Origin of the sequence: Bacillus sp. CFBP9009 (genome assembly GCF_036541465.1) — a bacterium.
Classification (GTDB): Bacteria; Bacillota; Bacilli; order Bacillales; family DSM-1321; genus Peribacillus.
Map to the genome: position 1 here is coordinate 506567 of NZ_JAZHFU010000003.1, position 16646 is coordinate 523212.

General features: G+C 40.3%; 16 protein-coding genes. 13 read left to right on the top strand and 3 right to left on the bottom strand.

The window, feature by feature from the left end; translation table 11 throughout:
* Positions 1–385 precede the first annotated feature (385 nt).
* Complete coding sequence (gene pyc / locus V3595_RS11845; protein ID WP_485907376.1) at positions 386–3823, top strand: pyruvate carboxylase; 3438 nt, start codon at positions 386–388, stop codon at positions 3821–3823.
* A 181-nt stretch (positions 3824–4004) separates the two neighbouring features.
* Here pyc and V3595_RS11850 read toward each other — a convergent pair whose 3' ends face one another.
* Positions 4005–4991: a COX15/CtaA family protein gene (locus tag V3595_RS11850; protein WP_485907377.1), complete on the bottom strand. Its 987-nt coding sequence runs from the start codon at positions 4989–4991 to the stop codon at positions 4005–4007.
* Positions 4992–5590: 599 nt separating this feature from the next.
* Between V3595_RS11850 and cyoE the strand changes: the two genes are divergently transcribed.
* The 7 genes from cyoE (at position 5591) to V3595_RS11885 (ending at position 12445) form a co-directional block, all read left to right on the top strand.
* Complete coding sequence (cyoE, locus tag V3595_RS11855) at positions 5591–6529, top strand: heme o synthase (protein ID WP_485907378.1); 939 nt, start codon at positions 5591–5593, stop codon at positions 6527–6529.
* A gap of 253 nt (positions 6530–6782) precedes the next feature.
* Positions 6783–7865, top strand: coding sequence for a cytochrome c oxidase subunit II (coxB, locus tag V3595_RS11860; RefSeq protein ID WP_485907379.1), 1083 nt, complete (start codon positions 6783–6785; stop codon positions 7863–7865).
* A gap of 24 nt (positions 7866–7889) precedes the next feature.
* A complete protein-coding gene (ctaD, locus tag V3595_RS11865) occupies positions 7890–9761 on the top strand; it encodes a cytochrome c oxidase subunit I (RefSeq protein ID WP_241590408.1) in 1872 nt (623 codons plus the stop codon).
* Positions 9761–10390, top strand: a complete 630-nt coding sequence (locus V3595_RS11870; RefSeq protein ID WP_101224556.1) for a cytochrome (ubi)quinol oxidase subunit III — start codon at positions 9761–9763, stop codon at positions 10388–10390. Before ctaD ends, V3595_RS11870 begins: the two co-directional genes overlap by 1 nt.
* Before the next feature lie 3 nt (positions 10391–10393).
* Positions 10394–10729, top strand: a complete 336-nt coding sequence (gene ctaF, locus V3595_RS11875) for a cytochrome c oxidase subunit IVB (protein ID WP_048684534.1) — start codon at positions 10394–10396, stop codon at positions 10727–10729.
* A 145-nt stretch (positions 10730–10874) separates the two neighbouring features.
* The gene (gene ctaG, locus V3595_RS11880; protein ID WP_485907380.1) at positions 10875–11777 is read left to right on the top strand and encodes a cytochrome c oxidase assembly factor CtaG; all 903 of its coding nucleotides are present in this window, start codon (positions 10875–10877) and stop codon (positions 11775–11777) included.
* Positions 11778–11983: 206 nt separating this feature from the next.
* On the top strand, positions 11984–12445 hold the full coding sequence (locus tag V3595_RS11885; RefSeq protein WP_057278459.1) for a DUF420 domain-containing protein: 462 nt from the start codon (positions 11984–11986) through the stop codon (positions 12443–12445).
* Positions 12446–12558: 113 nt separating this feature from the next.
* Here V3595_RS11885 and V3595_RS11890 read toward each other — a convergent pair whose 3' ends face one another.
* Positions 12559–12921, bottom strand: coding sequence for a YugN family protein (locus V3595_RS11890; protein ID WP_101224559.1), 363 nt, complete (start codon positions 12919–12921; stop codon positions 12559–12561).
* A gap of 346 nt (positions 12922–13267) precedes the next feature.
* On the opposite strand from V3595_RS11890, the gene V3595_RS11895 reads away from it, so the two are divergent.
* Entirely contained in the window at positions 13268–14302 is a 1035-nt protein-coding gene (locus V3595_RS11895; protein WP_485907381.1) for a CAP domain-containing protein, read from the top strand.
* A gap of 254 nt (positions 14303–14556) precedes the next feature.
* On the opposite strand, the gene V3595_RS11900 is transcribed toward V3595_RS11895, so the two are convergent.
* On the bottom strand, positions 14557–14775 hold the full coding sequence (locus tag V3595_RS11900; protein WP_485907382.1) for a hypothetical protein: 219 nt from the start codon (positions 14773–14775) through the stop codon (positions 14557–14559).
* Positions 14776–14895: 120 nt separating this feature from the next.
* Between V3595_RS11900 and V3595_RS11905 the strand changes: the two genes are divergently transcribed.
* Genes V3595_RS11905 through V3595_RS11920 form a run of 4 tightly spaced genes read left to right on the top strand, consistent with a single transcriptional unit; the run spans position 14896 to position 16578 of the window.
* Positions 14896–15327: a YlbD family protein gene (locus V3595_RS11905; protein ID WP_485907383.1), complete on the top strand. Its 432-nt coding sequence runs from the start codon at positions 14896–14898 to the stop codon at positions 15325–15327.
* A gap of 12 nt (positions 15328–15339) precedes the next feature.
* Positions 15340–15582: a YlbE-like family protein gene (locus tag V3595_RS11910; RefSeq protein ID WP_101224562.1), complete on the top strand. Its 243-nt coding sequence runs from the start codon at positions 15340–15342 to the stop codon at positions 15580–15582.
* Positions 15583–15642: 60 nt separating this feature from the next.
* Positions 15643–16068, top strand: a complete 426-nt coding sequence (locus V3595_RS11915; RefSeq protein WP_485907384.1) for a hypothetical protein — start codon at positions 15643–15645, stop codon at positions 16066–16068.
* A gap of 60 nt (positions 16069–16128) precedes the next feature.
* The gene (locus V3595_RS11920) at positions 16129–16578 is read left to right on the top strand and encodes a YlbF/YmcA family competence regulator (RefSeq protein ID WP_063232132.1); all 450 of its coding nucleotides are present in this window, start codon (positions 16129–16131) and stop codon (positions 16576–16578) included.
* Positions 16579–16646: the final 68 nt, after the last annotated feature.

Genomic DNA, 16646 nt, shown 5'->3' on the forward strand with positions numbered 1-16646 from the left:
TCCTGTGCTGAGGCATTGGAGTCTTGGTGGGAAAGCAGAGTTAATTCCTTGTTTTTATATACGAATATATGTAATTTTTTATTTTTTTATTGTATTCAGTTAATTTTAGTATTATGGTTATATTAATAGAAAGTTAAATCAATTTGATAATATATTATTATAGCTAAATTTTCATTAGCTAATGGTTTAGGGCTCTTTTTAGTCTTTATCGGATGTAAAAAACGGGAATATAAAATATATCGAAATAATTACATCAGCGATAAAATGAGCTTAATCAGATTGGACTCCTTATTTGGGAAATCAATTCATGAATAAAAAGTGGTGGAAATCTTTCACGCTTTTTTTCTATATTCAATAAAAATACATATTGATTAGGGTGGTAGCAATGGGGAAACGTATAGAAAAAGTACTTGCGGCAAATCGTGGGGAAATAGCGATAAGGATTTTTCGTGCATGTACGGAATTAGACATTCACACAGTTGCAATCTATTCAAAGGAAGATTATGGTTCTTATCACAGATATAAAGCGGATGAGGCATATTTGGTCGGGGAAGGCAAAAAGCCGATTGATGCATACCTGGATATTGAAGGCATAATTGCGATTGCCAAAATGAGCGGAGTCGATGCGATTCATCCCGGTTATGGTTTCCTTTCAGAAAATATTGAATTTGCGAAACGTTGTGAGGAAGAGGGCATAATCTTCATCGGACCAGAATCAAGACACCTAGATATGTTTGGTGACAAAGTAAAAGCCAGAACACAAGCTGAACTGGCTGATATTCCGGTTATCCCTGGTAGCGATGGACCCGTGACCAGTGTTGAAGAAGTTAAGGAATTTGGTGAACAATATGGTTTTCCGATTATTATAAAAGCCTCTTTAGGCGGCGGCGGACGCGGAATGCGGATTGTCGAAAAAATCGAAGAAGTTGAAGAGGCTTATGATCGCGCAAAATCAGAAGCTAAAGCAGCTTTTGGTAATGATGAAGTCTATGTAGAGAGATTCATACAAAATCCGAAGCATATCGAAGTTCAGATTTTGGCTGATACTCATGGGAATATCGTCCATTTATATGAACGTGACTGTTCCGTTCAGAGACGGCATCAAAAAGTTGTGGAAGTGGCACCTTCCGTTTCCCTTTCCGAAGATTTAAGGGAAAGGATTTGTGAGGCAGCCGTCAAGTTGGCGAAAAATATTGATTATGTGAACGCTGGTACGGTCGAGTTCCTTGTCGCAAATGGCGAATTTTACTTTATTGAAGTCAATCCACGGGTACAGGTTGAGCATACCATTACTGAGATGATTACCGGCATTGATATCGTTCAATCTCAAATCATGGTAGCTGAAGGGCATGAACTCCATGGCAAAAAGATCGGGATTCCAGAACAAGCAGGAATTAAAACTCATGGATATGCGATTCAATCAAGGGTGACGACTGAGGACCCATTGAATAATTTCATGCCCGATACCGGGAAAATGATGGTTTACCGTTCCGGTGGGGGATTCGGTGTTCGTCTGGACGCAGGGAATGGGTTCCAAGGTGCGGTCATCACACCATATTATGATTCCCTTCTCGTTAAACTTTCGACTCATGCGCTTTCATTTGAGCAGGCAGCTTCCAAAATGGTTCGTAACCTTAAGGAATTCAGGATTCGTGGAATTAAAACTAATATCCCCTTCCTTGAAAATGTTGTTAAACATGAAAAATTCATAAATGGGGAATATGATACATCATTCATTGATACAACACCGGAATTATTTAGCTTCCCAATCAGAAAAGACCGTGGGACTAAAATGCTTTCATATATCGGAAATGTGACCGTGAATGGATTCCCGGGAGTCGAGAAAAAGAAAAAGCCGGTTTTTGATCCAGCTCCAATTCCGAATGTTGATGGTCTGCCGCTTATCTCGGGTACAAAAAATATACTTGAAGAGCATGGTGCAGAGGGACTGGTCAAATGGATCAAAGAACAGAATGAGGTATTGATCACCGATACGACTTTCCGTGATGCACATCAATCTTTACTGGCTACGAGAATCAGGTCGAAAGATATCCTTGATATCGCTGAGCCTACAGCAAAACTCCTTCCTGATTTATTTTCAATGGAAATGTGGGGCGGGGCAACTTTCGATGTCGCATATCGCTTCTTGAAAGAAGATCCATGGGACAGGCTGTTAAGTTTCAGGAAAAAAGCTCCGAATGTCCTTTTGCAAATGCTATTAAGGGCTTCAAATGCAGTTGGTTATAAAAATTACCCTGATAATGTCATTCGTGAATTCGTAGAGAAATCAGCGGATGCAGGCATTGATGTTTTCCGTATCTTCGATAGTTTAAACTGGGTTAAAGGAATGGAATTGGCTATTGATGCAGTCCGTCAATCCGGCAAAATTGCGGAAGCAGCCATTTGTTATACAGGGGATTTGAATGATCCATCACGCAGCAAGTATAATATCGAATACTATAAAAATATGGCGGTGGAATTAGAACAAGCCGGTGCCCATATTTTAGCGATCAAGGATATGGCCGGCCTCTTGAAACCTGATGCTGCTTACCGCCTTGTTTCGGAACTGAAAGAATCGACATCCCTTCCGATCCATCTGCATACTCATGATACAAGCGGAAATGGAATTTACATGTATTCTAAAGCGATCGAAGCTGGTGTGGATATCGTTGATACGGCGATTGGTTCTTTAGCTGGACTGACTTCGCAGCCAAGTGTACAAACACTTCATTATGCATTGGAGGGGTCAAGCAGACAGCCTAAATTGGAAGTCGATTCACTAGAGCGTTTAGGAGAATACTGGGGAGAGGTCAGGAAATTCTATCATGACTTCGAAAGCGGCATGAATGCACCTCATACCGAGGTTTACAAACACGAGATGCCGGGCGGTCAATATAGTAATCTGCAGCAGCAAGCCAAAGCAGTGGGGCTGGGAGACCGCTGGCATGAAGTGAAAGAGATGTACCAGCGCGTCAATGTAATGTTCGGCGATATCGTTAAAGTAACTCCTTCATCCAAAGTTGTTGGGGATATGGCTTTATTCATGGTACAAAATAACCTGTCTGAACAAGATGTACTGACAAAAGGAAAATCCATCGATTTCCCTGATTCAGTCATAGAGTTATTCGAAGGCTATCTAGGTCAGCCAGTTGGGGGATTCCCTAAAGAGCTTCAGGAAGTTATCCTGAAAGGGAAGAAACCTATAACAGTAAGACCGGGTGAATTATTGGAAGAAGTGGACTTTGCAGCACTTAAAGAAGAATTATTCAAGGAACTGGGACGGGCAGTCACTGATTTCGATGTGCTTGCATATGCCCTATATCCAAAAGTATTCCTGGACTACAATAAAACGATTGAACTGTTTGGAGATGTTTCCAACCTCGATACCGCGACTTTCTTATATGGCATGAGGCTAGGGGAAGAAATCGAAGTTGAAATTGAAAAGGGTAAAACGCTCATCGTAAAATTGGTTTCAATCGGTCAGCCATTGGCTGATGGAACAAGGGTCGTTTATTTTGAGTTGAATGGTCAATCGCGTGAAGTGATCATCAAGGATGAAAACATTAAATCTTCCGTTGTATCAAAAATGAAAGCAGACCCAAAAAATAAAGAACAACTCGGTGCGACAATGCCAGGTACGGTTATTCGTGTAGTGGTCGAGAAAGGCGATCAGGTCAAGCAGGGTGATCACCTAATCATTACGGAAGCGATGAAAATGGAAACTACCGTGCAAGCACCATTCTCCGGGACCATTAAAGATATTTATGTAAAAGATGGAGAAGCGATCAGTACTGGAGACTTATTGATTGAAATAACTAAGTAATCTAGCTGACTGTGACCTTGTGAAGGATTTGGGGTATATGGGGTATGCTTGAGGTTTCAAGCTGCTCTGTACCCTCTTTTTAGGCAATGTACGGTCATCCTGAGACAAAACAAAAACCACCATTCCCGGGAATGGTGGTTTTTGTTTTATCCTTTTATATTATTGATTGAACAATCAGACATTAACGGGCGGGTACAGTTGGTGTTATATCCTGTTCATCCTGTCCTTTGACTGTGTGCGTGGAGCTCCCTTTTTGCTTGGCTAGGGCATTTTTTTTACTTCTTGATGTCAATAGCATTAAATAGCTCATTACACCAAAAAAGCAGGCAATGAACAATGCATGTGTCAATGCGATATATAAGTTTTGCCTTGAGAAAATGATAAAGGCTCCAGCTGTAACCTGTAAAAATACGAGAATGAATGCAGCAATCCAACCGCCATATAAAACTTTTTGATTTTTGTAATGTTTTTTGGCGATATAAGCCACATATGATACCCAAATGAAAATAGCGCCTGCCATTGCACGGTGCCCCATCTGAATCCATTCATAAAGGTTTGAGGGGAGTGCAGCGCTGTCATTTACACATAAAGGCCAATCCTTACAGATAAGACTGGATTCTGTATGCCTTACAAGAGCACCCGTATATACGACTGCCAGACAAAAAATCAATACGCCAATAATATGGAATTTCATTCGTTTGTCAACTATAAGTTTTTCGGCTTCGAACTTCTTGTCTACTTCAAAAATCAACAGTGTCAGTAAAAAGACGGAAGCAAAGGAAATGAGCGATATGCCAAAATGAAGGGCAAGGACGAAATCGGATTGTGACCAAATGACGGCAGCGGCTCCAATCAACCCTTGCAGTAACAGAAAACCAAAAGAAAGGACGGATAAGAAACGCGCTTCACGGATATGGCCGATTTTTTTCCAAGACATATACGATAAAATTAAAACCAAGAATCCTCCAGCACCTGAAACGAGCCGATGGGAAAGCTCAATGACCAATTCAATCGTGATTTTGTCCGGGATCAATTGGCCATTGCACAATGGCCAGGACCTGCCGCAACCCATGCCGGAATCCGTCTTCGTGACTAAAGCTCCCCCAAGTAAGATGAAAAGCATTACAATCGTTGTTAAAACAGCAAACCATTTAAGAGACGATTTCACTAGTAGTCCCACCTTTTTCTCTGTAGCAAATAGGATTGTTCTTAAAATTAATAATAGCATAAGATTTTTCATAATATTTGTCGAACTTCCTCGATATTACACAAAATAGAATGATTTTACAAGTTCAGTTTATATTATAGCTATTAATTAAAATGCCTGAAATAGTTGAAAGTTACAAAAGACTTTGATAGAAATAAAGGGAGTGTAAACCTTCAAGTAGGAGCAAAATAGGGAATAAGCCTAGGGGATGATGATAACAGCATACTATTCATGTTCTTGATGAACATCTTATAACAGCAGTAAATTATTGAGACACAAATTGGTCAAAAATTATCCGAAAAATTTTCACAAAAGCTTCCAAAAATGTGTTTTAATATATTGAAGAAATGATTTTACTAAATTTTACTGTTATTAAGCATGATATTAAGAATGATAGCTCTCGATGGATTCCATTGACAACGGTCATTGGTAAATAATTTACTTTTTGTTTACGCTTCCTTGGTTACAAATATCAAAAAGTATGAAATAATGTTCTATAGCATATGTAAGTATTTTTTTGCATTTGCGTCTGTGCTGAATGATTTAAAGGAGGAAAACAAATGTCAGAAACAAGGGGTTTGTCAGAAGCTGTCATGGAGGACAGTAAAGCCGCCCTTCAATCGGATATACCTGAAACAACAGCTTGGAAGGATTTTCTCGCACTTATAAAAGTGGGGATTGTCAATTCAAATATAATTACAGCTTTTACCGGCGTGTGGTTAGCTCTTCATTTTTCGGGGCTTAGCTTCTTAAGCAATCTAGATGTAGTGTTTTATACACTTGCAGGTTCGGCGCTCATTATGGCGGGATCTTGCAGTTTTAATAATTATTATGACCGTGATATCGATCATTTAATGGAAAGAACGAAAAACCGACCAACGGTAACTGGGAAAGTACAGCCTTCAAAGGTATTGGCGTTAAGTTTCGGCTTAATTACTGCAGGGCTGATTTTACTTGCATTGACTAATATGACAACTGCCATACTAGGTGCATTCGGCGTCTTCGCCTATGTTGTTTTATATACCATGGTTTTCAAACGTAGATTTGTCTCGAATACGATTATAGGCAGTATATCCGGAGCCGTGCCTCCACTTATCGGGTGGGCTGCAGTCGACCCGGGCCTTGATAAGATCGCCTGGGTCCTGTTCGCGATCATGTTCTTGTGGCAGCCGCCTCATTTTTATGCACTAGCAATGAGGCGTGTCGAAGAATATCGTGCAGCCGGAGTACCTATGCTTCCGGTCGTAAAAGGCTTCAAGGCCGCAAAAAGGTCGATTATGCTATGGATCATCTGTTTAATGTTTGTGCCTTTCTTTTTAACTCCATTAGGAACTCCGCTAGTTATTCTTGCTGCATTATTGAGTACGGGGTGGCTTATTTTGGGAATTAAGGGGTATAAAAAGAAAGATGATGTTAAATGGGCAACATCCATGTTTGTATATTCTTTAAATTATATGACCATTTTATTTGTAGCGATGGTTATTGTCACTCTCATCTAGTTTTGGTTAAAATAAGCTGGCGGCCTGTTCTTTTACAGGCTCCAGCTTACTGATATATATTGCACTGACCGCCACTCATACATATTAACGGAACCAACGGGGTCATACATAAGAGCGGTTACATGGATCATCTTAATAATTCCTTAGTTTAGGGATTCTTTCTTTTTAGAAATTGACATAGAGAGAATATTCGCAATTGCGCCCATTTTTATTTTTGTGAGAAAATTTTGACGAAAGAGGGGTTTCTGAAGCTATGAAAAAAAGGCTGCACAAATGGCGCCTAATTGCTCTGCTGGGTATTGTAGGACTTGTCCTTTCGGGCTGCGGCGAACCATTTCTATCCGCGCTGAAGCCAGCTGGCGATGTTGCGCAATCTCAGTATGACTTACTGATATTGAGTACACTAATCATGGTACTGGTTATTATTGTTGTGATTATTTTGTTCGTTGTAGTTTTACTACGCTTCCGTCGGAAGGAAGGCGACGAAACAATACCGAAACAAATTGAAGGAAGTCATAAACTCGAAATTATCTGGACTGTTATTCCTATCCTTCTTTTAATTGTTCTGGCTGTTCCAACCGTCGTCACGACTTTCGACTTAGCCGACACAAAGGCAATGGATAAGAAAGATAAGGATGGAAAAACGAAGGATGCACTTGTCGTGAATGTCAGGGCAAACCTTTATTGGTGGGAGTTTGAATATCCGGACCTTGGCGTTGTAACAAGTCAGGATTTGGTTGTGCCAACCGATCAAAAAGTGTACTTCAATCTAACTGCTTCAGATGTTAAGCATTCATTCTGGGTACCGGCTGTCGGAGGAAAGATGGATACAAATACTGAAGGGGTCAATCAGTTTTTCTTAGAATTCGACAGTGAAAAGGCAGAAGATTCGAACAACTTGTTTTACGGAAAATGTGCTGAACTTTGCGGTCCTTCACATGCTTTGATGGATTTTAAGGTCATAACCAAGTCCAAAAGCGATTTTGAAGCATGGACTAAAGATATGAAAGCCGCGAAGGAACCTGTCGTTGAAGGTGATTTGGCCAAACAGGGTGAAGATGTCTTTAATCAAAGTTGTATAGGCTGCCATGCGGTGACACCAAATGACAGCAGGCCTGAAGCTGCTCGTCAGGCTCCGAATCTCGCTACATTCGGTGAACGTCAAAAAGTGGCTGGCGTATTGGATCATACGGAAGAGAATGTGAAAAAATGGATCAAGGATCCTGAGAAGTATAAACCGGGCAACACGATGACCGGTACTTACGGCGAACTTTCGGATTCAGATATTAATGCACTGGCAGCTTATCTATTAGAGCTTAAGGTGGAAGACAAATAGAACATTGATTAAGGAGGTTAAATCGTGAGTACGTACGCTAATAAAAAAGGATTTGGCGCTACGCTTTGGGATTATCTGACGACGGTGGACCATAAGAAAATCGCCATTTTATATCTTATCTCTGGCGGATTATTCTTTGTAATCGGCGGTTTGGAAGCGATGTTTATCCGTATCCAGCTTGCAATCCCAAATAATGACTTCGTAAGTGCCGGATTTTATAATGAAATATTGACCATGCACGGTACAACTATGATATTTCTGGCAGCCATGCCATTGGTATTTGCTGTAATGAATGCGGTTGTACCCTTACAGATAGGGGCACGTGATGTCGCGTTCCCATTTTTGAACTCGTTAGGTTTTTGGTTGTTTTTCTTTGGAGGAGTCTTTCTGAATCTTTCATGGTTTTTAGGGGGGGCTCCTGATGCAGGCTGGACATCATATGCATCACTTTCCCTGCATTCCGAAGGCCATGGTATTGATTTTTACGTCCTGGGATTACAGATATCAGGATTGGGAACATTAATTGCGGGGATCAATTTCCTAGTAACCATTATTAATATGCGTACGCCTGGTATGACATATATGCGTATGCCGCTGTTCACATGGTCAACTTTCGTTGTTTCCGCATTGATATTATTCGCTTTTCCTCCGCTTACCGTAGGATTGGTGTTAATGATGTTCGACAGAATGTTCGGCTCGAATTTCTTTGATGTAGCAGCGGGCGGGAATACGATCATTTGGGAGCATTTATTCTGGATATTCGGTCACCCGGAAGTATATATCCTAATTCTTCCAGCTTTCGGTATTTTTTCCGAAATTTTCGCTACATTCTCCAGAAAAAGATTATTTGGTTATTCATCAATGGTATTTGCAACCGTCTTAATCGGTTTCCTAGGTTTCATGGTTTGGGCGCATCACATGTTTACGACTGGTTTAGGACCTATCGCGAATGCGATTTTTGCCGTTGCTACCATGGCTATTGCAGTGCCGACAGGTATTAAGATATTCAACTGGATTTTTACGATGTGGGGCGGAAGCGTCAAGTTCACGGTGCCGATGCTTTATGCAGTTGCCTTTATCCCTACATTTACCATGGGCGGCGTGACAGGTATCATGCTCGCATCAGCACCAGCTGATTATCAATACCATGATAGTTATTTCGTTGTTGCCCATTTCCACTATGTAATCGTTGGTGGGGTTGTATTGGGCTTACTGGCTGGAATCAATTTTTATTGGCCGAAAATGTTTGGAACGATGTTAAGTGAAAAATTGGGACAAATCACATTTTGGACGTTCTTGATCGGTTTCCATTTAACATTCTTCATTCAACATTTCTTAGGTTTGATGGGGATGCCTCGTCGCGTATTTACATTCTTGGACGATCAAGGTCTCAATACAGGTAATATGATTAGTACAGTTGGAGCCTTCTTAATGGCATTTGGGGTCTTGGTTATGGTCATCAATATAATCATTACATCTGTGAAGAATGAGAAAGTCGGTAATGATCCATGGGGAGACGGCCGTACGCTTGAATGGGCCATTCCATCACCACCGCCGTTTTATAATTTCAAACAATTGCCGCTTGTCCGCGGATTAGATCCTTACTGGGTTGAAAAAATGGAAGGGAAAAAGGAAATGACTCCTGCAGAACCACTGGGGGATATCCATATGCCGAATTCATCTATACTTCCTTTAACGATTGCCTTGGGTTTATTTGTTGCCGCATTCGGTGCTTTATATAATATGGATGATAAGACATGGACCCTGCCTATAATGATTGTTGGACTTTTGATCACATTCGGTTCAATGTTTATCCGTTCCGTTAAAGACGATCATGGATACCACATTCATAAAGAAGACCTTATGGACAATAAAGACAAGGGAGGTAAGGCATAATGCAAGCAGATGAAAGATTCACGGATGCCACTTGGCCTGCTTCTCCCGAGAAAGCGACTTTAGAAGGTAAAAATAAGTATTTGGGATTCTGGTTGTTTCTTGGTGGAGAGACGGTACTATTCGCCTCACTTTTTGCAACTTACCTTGCATTGAAGGATAAAGTTCCAAATGGTGATGCAGCCCTAGCTAAAGACTTATTCGAATTACCGCTGACTTTTGTAGCAACCATGCTTTTATTGACCAGTTCATTAACCAGTGTATATGCGATGTACCATATGAAAAATAACCATTTTAAACAAATGCAAGCATGGCTTGTAATTACAGTTGCACTTGGTTTTGCTTTTCTAGGTCTCGAGATTTATGAATTTAATCACTATGTTCATGAATTCCATCATACATTTACAAGCAGTGCCTTCGGCTCAGCGTTTTATACGTTAGTTGGTTTTCATGGAGGACACGTTGCTTTCGGTCTGGTTTGGATCATATCTCTTATGGTTCGTAATGCAAGAAGGGGCTTGAATTTATATAACGCTCCTAAATTTTATGTTGCGAGTCTTTATTGGCATTTCATTGACGTAGTCTGGGTGTTTATCTTTACTGTCGTATACTTAATGGGAATGGTGGGATAACTGATGGCGAATGAACAATCAAATTCAGCGAACCCGAATGTCGATTTAAAATATCGCCGTAAGAAAAATGCTGAAGAGATGAAACACCAAGTGATATCATTTACACTTATGATTTTCTTTACATTACTTGCTTTTGCTGCTGTAGGAATCGAGGGTTTTTCACATTGGTTCATTAAACCAGTCATTTTGCTGCTGGCAGTTGTACAAGTGATTTTCCAATTGTATTATTTCATGCATATGAAGCATAAAGGGCATGGCACCATTGCATTGTTCTTATTTTCCGGCCTTGCTGTCGGCTTGATAACTGTCCTTGTGTTCACAACGATTGTTTGGTTATAAACCATAAAGGAAATCGGCTATTGAATGATAGCCGGTTTTCTTTATGTGTAGCTAGAAAAAGAATCCAAGTTTATCTATATTTGTTACCATGTTTCATTTTAGGTATAATGAAAGTAAGAAAAAGTTTATGAACGAGGTGATTTTTTTGTCTATTGATATTTTCGGATTTCGCGCTTTGTGGAGTCCTTATTATTTTGCCGTCCTCGTACTTATAACCGTTGGCTATTTTTGGCTGGTGACAAAAAAAAGGGAGAAGTTTTCGGGCAGTTCAGCGCTTTCCGTTAAACAGGCAACTTATTTTTTGATAGCCATGTTCCTTCTATATGCAGTAAAAGGATCGCCACTGGATTTATTGAGCCATATCATGTTCAGTGCCCACATGTTTCAAATGGCACTGCTCTATCTCGTGATTCCGCCTTTATTTATCATAGCGATTCCAGATTGGCTTATGAGAACTTTCATAAACTCAAGGGGAGTGAAGCCGTTATTTCAATTTTTCACGAGACCTCTTGTCGCCCTTTTACTATTTAATGTTCTTTTCTCGTTGTACCATATCCCGTTAGTGTTCGACTTTATCAAAACGGGGATGTGGTTTCATGCCGGATACACGGTCCTTTTATTTACTACCGCTGTTTTGATGTGGTTCCCGCTTGTCAATCAACTTCCGGAACGTGAAAGTCTGTCAGGTGTTAAAAAAGTAGCATATATTTTCGGCAGTGGCATTCTAATGACCCCTGCTTGCGCTTTGATCATTTTTGCTAATGATCCGATGTATGATACATTCACCAATGCGGAATCTTGGGCCAGTGCCATGGAACTTTGCGTTCCGGCTTCAGCGCTGTCCGGCTTAACGCTCAGTGGCCCGGAAATGTTCAATGGACTGCCATTGCTTGAGGATCAACAGCTTGGCGGGGTTCTGATGAAGGTGATCCAAGAAATCGTTTTAGGCTATGTATTAGGTGTCATTTTCTTTGCTTGGTTCAAAAAGGAGAATGGCGGCCAAAATGATATCGATCCAATACCTTCGGATTTTCAGACTGTAGAATAATTGTACGATAAAAGACTTGTCTTGGGACGGACAAGTCTTTTATCTGCCTTGCCTGATTTTTGATTTAAAGCAAATAGCCAGTGATTCGACTTGGCTATTCTATAAAAGTGAGCATTCTGTTAATAATCCTTGATTTTATTGAATTTTATGATTGCCTCTTATAAAATGGTAGATGATTAATAAATATAGAGAGGACTACAATACATATGTCTTTACCAATCCTTCCAACGATAAGTACAGCTTTCATTGTATTAAGTGCAATCACTGTTGCAATAGGCTGGTATCAAATTAAACAACGCAAAATCGAGACCCATAAAAAAACCATGATGGCAGCTGCAGTTTTTGCGGTAATCTTTTTCACTATATATCTTTCCCGGACGGTCTTCATTGGCAGTACGTCATTTGGCGGACCCGATGACATTAAAATTTATTATACGATTTTTTTGATCTTCCATATAACGCTTGCGACAACTGGAGCAGTTTTGGGAATCATCATGCTTACCACTGGTTTTAAAGGTAAATTCGCCATTCATAAAAAAATCGGACCTGCTACCAGCATCATTTGGTTTTTCACTGGGATTACAGGAGTAGCTGTTTACATCCTGCTTTATGTCATTTATCATGGCGGCGAAACAACATCTTTAATAAAGGCGATCCTAGGATTTTAAAATAACGAAAAAGCCTGGTGCAAAAAAGCATCAGGCTTTTGTAATGGATACGAAAAAAAGAGAGCATCACACATGATCCTCTCTCTTTGTACCTCACTTTTAACTTACGGCTTTTACAGGCCGTTGAATTGTGTAAGTTCTTCTTTGATTTGAGAGAGGATTTTTTCACTTTGTTTAACTAGTGATGCAGGGAAATCCTCTCCTTCACCATATTCAACTCCGTGTGGATAATAGTGTTTTCCTAATAGAGGGACCATAAGTTTAATGACGGCCCTGTGAGAGCCTACATCGCCCTCTGTAGCATAGCCAAGTATTCTCAGGTAAAACGTGCCTTCTTTTAATTCGAACTTACGATCGTAACTGACTCTTTCGTAATCCCATTGTTCTGCACGTATTAAACCATATTGCGGCATTAGGTCATCTAATCGGTTTAAGTCGGCTGTGATGTTTTCGATTCCAAAGCTTTCAAATTTCACGAGTAGTACCTCCTATGTTTACTATTGGGAATTAAAATGACATACCGGGAAAATATTATGTACATGAATATATTAAAAATCTCCAAGTATGTTTATAATATACCATTTTATCCTATATTTTATAATAGTACGAAATGGTGGAAGTTGCAATGAACTCAACCATGGTATTTCAATCATTCACAAAAGTTCCATTTTTAAAATAAATTTAATGAAGGGGCAGTCTATCGTAAATTAGAAAATTATGATTGAACAGTGATATAATCAGGAAAGAAAGGTTTTTTGCATTGGATACATAAATTAGATAGAGAGAGGGAGTGTTCCTCTGCGCAATTTAGGTAAGGTGTTGGTGTTAATCGTTATTTTTTTCGTAATCGGTATTTATCTTAATATCGGCGATGAAGATGATGGGAACCCTCTTATTGATGGTAACAAAGGTGTTAACCCCAATGAACATATAAATGAAAAAAGCACTTCCTCTGAAAAGGAAGGGGTTACTGAAGTGACAGAAGGTCTGGCAGTAACAATCGGGAAAAATGCAAAAGAGATAGAAAAGGAATACGGTAAGCCAGATCGAATTGATATGTCCGCCTATGGATATGAATGGTGGGTTTATAAAAAGAATTATAATAATTATTTTCAATTAGCCGTTGAAAATGAAAAAGTGGTATCTGCTTATGGAATCGGTGATGAGGTCAATGTCGCTCCTTTTAAAATTGGACAATCGATTGATGCCATCTATTCCAGCTTATATGTGGAACCCACTGTTGATATTGAAGTTGGTGACAGTTCCTATCGTTTTGAATTGTCGGAGGAAGATATGAACATGAGACCGTTGATTGATTTAGGGAATATTAATGTTCAGCTTTATTTGGATAAATTCACAGGGACTGTTTCAAGCATCCGATTTTTGAATGATTCGGCCCTATTGAAACAACAGCCGTATGAGTTGACCTATCATGGTGAGCTTGTGACAGTTAAGGATCTTTCTGAGGAAGACATGGCGAAAGTTGAAGATGGCAATGAGCAGCAAATATTCGATATTACGAATATAATGCGCAGCCGGTTTGATTTGGAGCCTTTAGAATGGGATGCTCCAACAGCAAGGGTTGCTTACCTTCATAGCCGGGAAATGACGGACGCACCTGAAGGAACCCATGTTTCTGAAACAAATGGGGAATTGGAAAAGCGTCTCGATGCAGGTCATGTAAAATACAGGGCAGCAGGTGAAAATATAGCGGCTAATTATGTGGACGCAGCTGCAGTCATGGAAGGCTGGCTAAATAGCAAAGGTCATCGGGATGCGATGCTGAACGAGGAATTTACAGGTCTGGGCGTCGGGGTATATAAAAAGTATTACACTCAGAATTTCATAAAGAGATAAAAAAACGGATCCGATTTGGGTCCGTTTTCTTGTTCTGGATATAGCGCAAAGTTCCCCATCCATCATTACGGTGGACCTTCCCCTCAATGATGATCGTTTGCCTTATATTAATTTGAATGGCACGTAATCGGCCAATGGAGGGTTTTACGGAACGAACTTGGATATCCGCAGTAACGGCATCATACCCTTTTGGAACTGTTGAGCTTGTAAGGTCGAATCTATCAATGTAGCCATCATGCCTTCATTAGTAATGTTCAATCAAGAGGTGTGTCAGTCATGGTCATCGTAAGTGTCGTCCGCTGTTTGCTTACATCCTTATTTAATTGCAGCAGGCTTGAAAAATAAGAGTGGTTCCCTTGCTCTACTTTGGCTTTTAACCCTGAAACAATTCCCGATAAATCAGATAACTCTGTTTCATCTGCAGATTCAGCCAGGTTCTGGAAGTCTTTGATTGAATCACATTCATGCGACATGAAAATACATCCTTTTTTTCTTTGGCAAATCCAATTTGATTTAAAATGGAATGTGATGCACTTTTTATTTACCTTTAGCATATGGTGCAATAGGCGATGTCTAAGTGTGAGGTGAGAGTAATGGCAAAAAGAAAACGGCCCTCCGTGGATCGATTTCGGGAGTTTGTAAAGGAGCATCCTCATTTAGTGAATGAAGTGAGAAGCAAACAAGCAACATGGCAGGAACTTTTTGAAGAGTGGTATTTACTCGGAGATGATCATCCACGCTGGCAGGCTGAAGGCAGTGTGGGTGAGTCCAAAGTGAATACAGAATCCCCATCACCGCCGGTTGAAAAGGGAGACCAAAGCACTGAGTTGATCGGTTCGTTAATGAGTGCAGTTAAAAATATGGATATGGGGCAGATTCAACAATATATTACGAATGCCAATCAGGCCATCGGTGCAATCCAAGGAGTGCTATCTGCTTTCCAAGGGAATAAATCAGGTGATACAAGTCCTCCCCCAAAAGAAAAAGAGCAGAGAGCTAACCCTTTTTTATTCACAAAAGATTAAGGAGGGTTTTTCATGCGTCAGAATATATATGAATTCATCCAAACAAACGAAGATATGCGAAATTACTTGAGGGTTCAGCCTGGATGGTACAGAAGGTTAATGCGTAATCCACATGAAGTGGATGTGTTTGAAACCGAGGCGAAATATTATTTTGAAAAGTCGATTCCGCATCGGGTCTCTAAATTTTCGGAAAGCGTTCAGGTCGCCTCCATGATGCTTCATATGTTTCAAGCGATGAATGTTTCAGGTGAATGAAGAAAAAAAGAGTAAATTACTCCTTTTGGCGAACAATAAAGGCAAAAGGGGGACGATGGAATGAGAAAGTTGATATTTGCTCTAACAGTGTTGATGGCAGCGTCGGGTTGTGGGAAGAAAATACCGGAACCTGAAAATTCAGGAGTAGCCATGCATAGTGTTTCTACACTTAAAGCTGCCACCACTGTATCGAGCATCCGAAATTCAGATGAGGACTTTCGGGTAAAAACTTTTGTAAAAGGCAACTCTGTCTATGTAGAGTGCTACTTGAAAAACTATGGTTTTTCTGAATCAAATCCAGAACAGTTGGCAACTGTGTCCGTATTTATTGATAATCAAAAGAAAGTCGATATGAAAACGGCAGCATTTATCTTAAAGGAAGTCCCGAATGGCAAGCATAAAATTAAGCTGGAGATTTTGAATGGTTCAGGTGAAAAAACAGGGCTGCAAAAAGAGATTGAGGTACATATCACTTCCTCGATTTAATCAAACCATTAGCATCTATAAGGGAGAAATGGTAAAATGGTTGTGGAGGTGAGCTTGTTAATGCTTGCTACTATGGAAATCATCGACATTTTACAACAGGCTGATGGATTAGCTGAAATGATCCTTCATTCTGAAATAGGGGAAGAATACCTCCTTAGTTTATATAAATTACAAAGCGACAAAGAGGCCCAGCGGAAAATTTCCAAGTTTACTTCGCTAAAGGATCTATTTGAAGATGTTCAAAGGTTCGGTAAATATCATCCGGATTATAAACGCATCAATTTAGAAACCAGGCAAGCTAAACGAGACATGGATATGCATCCTGCCGTTGCTGAGTTTAAGCGGGCTGAGACCGAATTGCAATCCGTTCTTGATGAAATAAGCGGAAGGATTGGCCGAGCGGTTTCTGAACAGGTCAAAACTCCAGCGGGGAATCCATTTTTTGTTTCATCAGGTGGATGTTCAACGGGAAGCTGCGGAACCGGCGGAAGCTGCGGATGCTCTGCTTAAGGTAATGGCCAGATTGTGAACATTAGGCCGGTATGCAGCCATCGAAATTCGACATTACTACGGAGTTC